Genomic DNA, 6,515 nt, shown 5'->3' with positions numbered 1-6,515 from the left:
TTTAGGCTTGGTGCTGGTTTTATCACAGGTACATAACGACGTTTTGGCTATTGGCCTTACCTTGACTAACCAACTAATGGTTAATAACAATATAAATTAGTTACTAACCTTCTATAAGGATCCCAAAAGATGATAATAACTCGGTAAACTTCCGATACTAAATACATCTCACAATACAAATTAAAATATTATATAGTTTAATAAACTAATAATTTAACCAGAAGTTAAATGCATGCAAGTTTTTTAATATAACAGTCCTAACAGTGAAATCATCACTTAAATAAATATATTGCAAGATAATACATCTTAGAAACAATTAGCTAAACCGCTATTTATATTTTTTAGCAGTAGGGTAAAATAATTCTACAACTCAGTATGATGAGGTGCAAAGATATGCCAACTCTTAAGCCTGGTACTATTCTTCCAACCCCAGAGGAAGACAAAGAGATCAGAAAAGCCGTTGCTACCGATCCTGACGCGAAGCTGCTTGAAGATCCAAACATCAAGCTTGTTTCTTTTTAGTGAGCTAGAAAAAAAAAGAAAAAAATGGGACGCCCCACAAAGGCAGATCCTAAAATCGATATACGCATGCGCTCTGATATCGTTGAAAAAACAAATATATCCACAATATTATGATGTGAATTAGTCACTTTGCAGTAAACACTCGCGCCAAATTATTTCTGCACAAAGGACACCTCAAAATGTCCTTTGTAAAGAGATAACTCCACGATGCTACAAGCTACCCTACCAACATGGTTGAATAGAGTGCCACCAAAGCAAAATTTGAGTGACATGGTAGATCACCGTACACTGAAGATATGAGAGCCAATTGGACAGACAAATTCAATATTACAGACAAGTACAGCTGTTATTACAACTCATCCTGTTTATTGGCCGTCACGTGCGCTTAGCTAAGGCTGTTCCAGTTCAGTCAGCTTGTTCACCCGCCTTCTCCAGTAGTGAAATAAGACCATGAATAAGCCGAATCTCAACCCAGCAATAAAACTGATCTAGTAACACTATTGATATGCTGTAACCCTCAGTATTATAAATTGTAAGCCACAGGAATAAGCTCCAGCCCCTCTTGTTAAACCAAGCGAAATCTAATCTGACAGTCGCCTTTGTGCCAAAAGCAGACATTGCTTGTTCCTCGCTGTAAAAAAATCATAATGCTAACTAGCGAGGACTATAAGTTGTCAATCGACAGCATTGTGTTTATTTTGTGACTCATAAGTTAAATTGTAGGCGTTGTTATATGGATATTAATGAATTTCCATCGGGAGTAATCGAACATCTTGGCTGGTATGTATACCGCTTGATTGACCCGAGGGATGGCAGTACGTTCTACGTAGGAAAAGGGAAAGGTAATCGTGTCTTTGCTCATATGCGTGGTGAGGTTGCAGCAGTGGATGATGATGAGTTACTTAGTAACAAACTCAAGCAACTTCGAGAGATCAGATTAGCAGGTCTTGAGGTTATCCATGTTATCCATCGGCACGGCATGGCTGAAGAAAAGACCGCTTACGAGGTTGAAGCAGCACTCATAGACGCCTATCCCGGTTTAACTAACATCATGAACGGTTCTGGCAGTAATGAATTCGGTGCTGCGCACATCAAAGAGTTAATCGCTACGTACCAACCTGAAACAATTACGTTCCAACATAAGACCCTGATGATATCGGTTAACAGGAGTTCAAAGGATATTGCCCTCTATGATGCTGTACGTTTTAGCTGGCGTGTCAGCGTTGAACGCGCTCGTAAGGCTGAAGTCATACTGGCGACAGTAAGAGGAATAGTGAGGGGCGTATATATCGCTGATGAGTGGCTCAAGTCTACCCCTGAGAATTTCCCAGAGATACCCTCATGGGATGCAGACGATGAGTTTGAAGCGACTCAAAGTTCCCGCTTTGGATTCCGGGGTAGTGTGGCATCTCCTGAGATCACGCAGCTTTATTTAGGTAAGAAGATCCCTGATGACCTCAGAAAGAAAGGTGCTATGTCTCCTGTGAGATATTCTCCAGGGTTTTGATTTCTTAATGGAGCTGGATTTCGGATTATAGTCACTTTTCGCGCATGACTACTGTGGGAGGCCGTCATAACCGGCTCCTCCGTGTCAGGATCGGACAATGAATAAAAAAACATTAAAGAGGTGTTTAAAAAATGGACTGCAGTGAGATTCGAAAGTTGGACAAAGGAGAGTTGCATGTTCATCTAAACGGTTTGGTGAGCACTTCGGTAATTAAAAAATTATTGGAGAAAACTGATAATGAAATACTGAATCAATGTGATTTGGATACTGACCTTAATACAATTCGCCCTGCAGGTTCACTTGTTGAGTACCTAAAACCTTGGAATCTATTAAGGTTAGTGCCAATAAGTAGATTTGACTTGAAATTAATTGTTGAAAGTGCCTTCTTAAATCTTTTAGAAGATAATATTAAGTTTGTAGAGTTACGAAATAGTGTTATTTATATAGCGCTTTTAAATAATATTTCTGTTACTGATGCTTTGGAATGGGTGCTAACAGAGATAGACGCGTGCTCGAATAAATTTAATATTCAAGCTGGTCTTATTTTAACAGTAACTCGTGGTGAATATACTTCTGAACATTTACGTTCTCTTATCAATGCCTACAAAAATTTAGGATGTCCTAAAAATGTTATTGGCTTGGACTTGGCTGGCAATGAAGATATTGAACCACCACGAGACACCGCGGCATTATTTCGCGAAGCAAAAGATTCGTACGGCCTAGGAATAACAATCCATGCAGGAGAAACTGGAAACTATACGAATATAAAAGATGCAGTAATTAATTATGGAGCTGATCGCATTGGACATGGCACTGCAGTTGTTAAATCTCATGAGATTATGGACCTAATTATTGACCGAAATATATGTATAGAGGTTTGCCCTATAAGTAATCGATTAACAAAAGCCGTACCTGAACTTGAATCTCATCCAGTGAATGAAATGATAAAGTATAATGTACCATTTGTTTTATGCTCTGATAACCCAGCGATTCATGCTTCAAGTCTTAGCGAGGACTACCTTGTTTTTATGAGAGAAACTAACAACAAAAAAAACTTACATGAAATGTATAAGACTCAGAAAACATATACTTTTTTAGAAGGTTTAAAATGAATATTAGATTCATAACTAAAAACAGACATAAAATAAAGGAGATAAAATCACTCCTTGAAAATACAGGGGTGTCTATTATTGCCGCAGAACACTCCATAGATGAAATTCAAACAGAAAATGTAGAGGCACTCATTAGAGATAAGCTTTTAAAAGCCTTCAAATTAGTAGGGAGGCCAGTTTTTGTTGAACACACAGGATTGTACATCGAAAGCTTAAACGGATTCCCAGGCGGTTTGACTCAAATATTTTGGGACAAACTTCAAGCCGATAATTTTTCGAAGCTATTAGGTGTCGGAGAAAATCCAAAATTAATAGCTAAAACAATCATTGGATATTGTGATTCGATGAAAATACATATATTTGAAGGTGAGGTATATGGAAAAATCTCCCCGGTGCCAAAAGGTCCTCGAGATTTTCAGTGGGATTGTATATTTATTCCTGATGGGGAAAGCAAGACATTTGCCGAAATGGGGGAAATGAAAAATGAAATTTCCATGAGAAAAAAAGCGTTTGATAAATTTAAAAATTATTTGTTAGGAGAGTGAGAATGATGGAACAGTTACTTGCTGACTATAAAAGGGGAAATGTTATTCTTTTTGTCGGCGCTGGAGTTTCAATGAATTTAGGCTTGCCGTCATGGAATCAACTTATTGACCATATTGCGACAGAGTTGGGTTATGATCCGGATATATATCGTACATTCGGAAGTGCGCTTGAATTAGCTGAGTATTATAAATTAAAAGTTGGTAAAATAGGTCCACTTAGAAGTTGGATGGACAGGAAGTGGCATTCTAATGACATAGATATAAATAAATCAAAAGTACATGAATACATTGCAAAAGCCAATTTCCCGATAATATATACGACAAACTATGATCGTTGGATAGAAAATTCATTAGAAAACTATGGAAAACAATTCATAAGAATAGCTTCGGTTTCTGATATAGCTAAGATTGATAACAACAAAACTCAAATCATTAAGTTCCATGGGGATTTTGATGATGATAGTTCCATCGTTCTCGATGAAACAAGTTACTTTCAACGCCTGGAGTTTGAAACACCATTAGACATAAAATTCAGAGCCGACGTCCTCGGTAAGTCTGTGCTATTTATTGGGTATAGCCTTTCAGACATTAATATAAGACTTCTTTTCTATAAATTATCTAAACTATGGAAAGAACAAAATCTCGAAGAGGCACAGCCTAAATCATATATTTTTTCACCTCGGCCCAATCCAATCCAGGAAGAGATACTAGAACAGTGGCGAATAAGTATGATTTCTTCCGAGATTGACAACCCAGGGGAAGCACTAGAGGAATTTTTGAAAAATTTTGTATCTGCTTAGACATTGAATTCAGGAGATAAAGTGATGGTTGCATTTTGAGCATCACTTTATTACACATAATTAGTTAAAATCATTCTTTTCGCTCACAGTAGCCTGCTTCTAAAGGTTTTCCATATAGTTAACCGCTTTCATCAACTCATTTTCTATAAGCAGCGATACCACACTTGCCCATGTATCTTTCTAAACTTTTATCAAAAACTCGCCGTAGGCAATTCCCAATCAATTAGCCACTTGGTTAATGCAACTCGGTACGTGGGATGCTCTGTGCGTCAAGGGGCATGATGTATCCAAAACCTTTCTTTTTGATGACGAGTGAGACATTAATTCCTCCTTAAGTCGAAACTATCATCCATACAGGCATTATCCGATAAGAAAAATGATAGATGTTGCTCTTCAACTTCTCCCCAGAGACACCGCTTGTATTATTTCTTAAGCCACAAGAGCTGAAGATGGTTATAGTGTCTGCTCCTCGCTCGAAGTATGACGCACTGTCACTGCATAAAAGGCGTCCTCGTGCCAGAGGTGGAATTATATCTCACTTGCTGAAAACTATATGGGCTATACGTAGACACAAGCAACCTATCCGTTTTTTCTCTTCGTCAAACTCCATATCAGTGATAGTGAATATTAGGAAAACATGCTTATTGGTGTGTCACTTTCCTGCATTGGTATACGTTTAGGTATACCAAACAAAGTTGAACTCGATTTTTATGACTAAATACAAAGCATTGATTAACCTATTCAGCGTCCCCCAGCGCAAAAATAACAGTTTGTACGGTCTGTCAAATGGTGCAAACTGCACGCGCAATAACAACCCAGAAGGTTCAAAACAGTGAAATTAATTTCTCAAACGTTGATAGCGACAGTACTGGCATCAGTGTGCTCTATGAGTATCGCAGCAGCCCCTGATGTGGCAACTACCGTTAGTAAGGCAATAAAACCGCTGATGCAGCAGCAAGGTATACCCGGTATGGCGGTGGCAGTGGTCGTTAAAGGTCAGCCTTACTACTTCACCTGGGGTATGGCCGATGAAGAACAGCGTCGCTCGGTGACAGAAGACACACTCTTTGAACTGGGTTCAGTGAGTAAAACCTTCACCGGTGTACTGGGTGGCGTAGCCGTAGCAAAAGGCGAGATTGCGCTTAACGATCCGGCCAGCAAATACTGGCAAGCACTTAACATACCACAGTGGAGTCACATCACTCTGCTGCAATTGGCGACTTACAGCGCAGGTGGCTTGCCGTTACAGGTTCCGGATGCAGTTACAGACGAGAATGAGTTGGTAAACTTCTATAAACAGTGGCAACCACAATGGTCACCTGGGAAGACGCGTCAGTATGCAAACAGCAGTATCGGTCTTTTTGGGGTTTTAGCAGTAAAACCAAGCGGGCTTTCCTTTGAACAAGCCATGCAACAACGTGTATTTACTCCGCTTAAGCTCAATCACACCTTTATTACCGTGCCGGATGAGGTCAAAAATACTTACGCCTGGGGTTACCATGAGGGCAAACCCGTGCGTGTATCACCGGGAATGCTGGATGCAGAATCCTATGGAGTGAAGTCTTCCATAAAAGATATGTCGCGCTGGATGCAGGCGAATATGAACCCGCAACAGGTTGCAGATAAGACGTTACAGCAAGCTTTGGATCTGGCGCAAACGCGCTTTTATCGCACCGATGCATTATATCAGGGGCTAGGCTGGGAGATGCTTAACTGGCCAGATCAGGCCGTAATGATAGTTAATGGCGCCGATAACAAGGTCGCTCTTGGACCGCAGCAGGTGCAGGATGCAAAATCACATCCTCGTGTGGATGCATCATGGGTTCACAAGACGGGAGCAACGGGGGGATTTGGCGCTTATGTCGCCTTTATCCCTGAAAAGCAGGTAGGAATCGTTATGCTGGCGAATAAAAACTATCCGAATACCGAGCGGGTAAAAACCGCGATGCAAATTTTAAAGGCATTACAGTAATAGAGAGGGGCGGATTTTTTTCGCCCCGAACTGCGTTCTTATTAGAACAGGGTTGCG

The 6,515-nt window shown here is 40.0% G+C and carries 6 protein-coding genes; all 6 read left to right on the top strand.

From position 1 onward, the window contains the following. The first annotated feature begins 393 nt into the window (after window positions 1-393). The 6 genes from YALDO0001_RS22215 to ampC all read left to right on the top strand — a co-directional run bounded on the left by YALDO0001_RS22215 (window position 394) and on the right by ampC (window position 6,458). On the top strand, window positions 394-522 hold the full coding sequence (locus tag YALDO0001_RS22215; RefSeq protein ID WP_289844115.1) for a hypothetical protein: 129 nt from the start codon (window positions 394-396) through the stop codon (window positions 520-522). Between the two features lie 733 nt (window positions 523-1,255). After that, window positions 1,256-2,029, top strand: coding sequence for an LEM-3-like GIY-YIG domain-containing protein (locus YALDO0001_RS11390; protein ID WP_042839865.1), 774 nt, complete (start codon window positions 1,256-1,258; stop codon window positions 2,027-2,029). A 131-nt stretch (window positions 2,030-2,160) separates the two neighbouring features. Next, window positions 2,161-3,141 (top strand): amidohydrolase family protein, encoded by a 981-nt coding sequence (locus tag YALDO0001_RS11385; RefSeq protein WP_004703271.1) that lies wholly within the window; start codon window positions 2,161-2,163, stop codon window positions 3,139-3,141. After that, window positions 3,138-3,686 (top strand): non-canonical purine NTP pyrophosphatase, encoded by a 549-nt coding sequence (locus YALDO0001_RS11380; RefSeq protein ID WP_042839864.1) that lies wholly within the window; start codon window positions 3,138-3,140, stop codon window positions 3,684-3,686. Before YALDO0001_RS11385 ends, YALDO0001_RS11380 begins: the two co-directional genes overlap by 4 nt. A 2-nt stretch (window positions 3,687-3,688) precedes the next feature. After that, entirely contained in the window at window positions 3,689-4,486 is a 798-nt protein-coding gene (locus tag YALDO0001_RS11375; RefSeq protein ID WP_004703266.1) for an SIR2 family NAD-dependent protein deacylase, read from the top strand. 886 nt (window positions 4,487-5,372) lie between these two features. Next, window positions 5,373-6,458, top strand: coding sequence for a class C beta-lactamase (ampC, locus tag YALDO0001_RS11370; protein ID WP_004703263.1), 1,086 nt, complete (start codon window positions 5,373-5,375; stop codon window positions 6,456-6,458). Window positions 6,459-6,515: the final 57 nt, after the last annotated feature.

It is taken from the genome of Yersinia aldovae ATCC 35236 (assembly GCF_000173735.1).
Classification (GTDB): Bacteria; Pseudomonadota; Gammaproteobacteria; order Enterobacterales; family Enterobacteriaceae; genus Yersinia; species Yersinia aldovae.
The sequence above is the reverse complement of the archived record's forward strand: the minus strand, read 5'-3'. Positions and strand labels throughout refer to the sequence as shown.

Coding starts and splice junctions, on each gene's coding strand:
- YALDO0001_RS22215 (WP_289844115.1), top strand. CDS start 394: ATGCCAACTCTTAAGCCTGGTACTATTCTTCCAACCCCAGAGGAAGAC.
- YALDO0001_RS11390 (WP_042839865.1), top strand. CDS start 1,256: ATGGATATTAATGAATTTCCATCGGGAGTAATCGAACATCTTGGCTGG.
- YALDO0001_RS11385 (WP_004703271.1), top strand. CDS start 2,161: ATGGACTGCAGTGAGATTCGAAAGTTGGACAAAGGAGAGTTGCATGTT.
- YALDO0001_RS11380 (WP_042839864.1), top strand. CDS start 3,138: ATGAATATTAGATTCATAACTAAAAACAGACATAAAATAAAGGAGATA.
- YALDO0001_RS11375 (WP_004703266.1), top strand. CDS start 3,689: ATGATGGAACAGTTACTTGCTGACTATAAAAGGGGAAATGTTATTCTT.
- ampC (WP_004703263.1), top strand. CDS start 5,373: ATGAGTATCGCAGCAGCCCCTGATGTGGCAACTACCGTTAGTAAGGCA.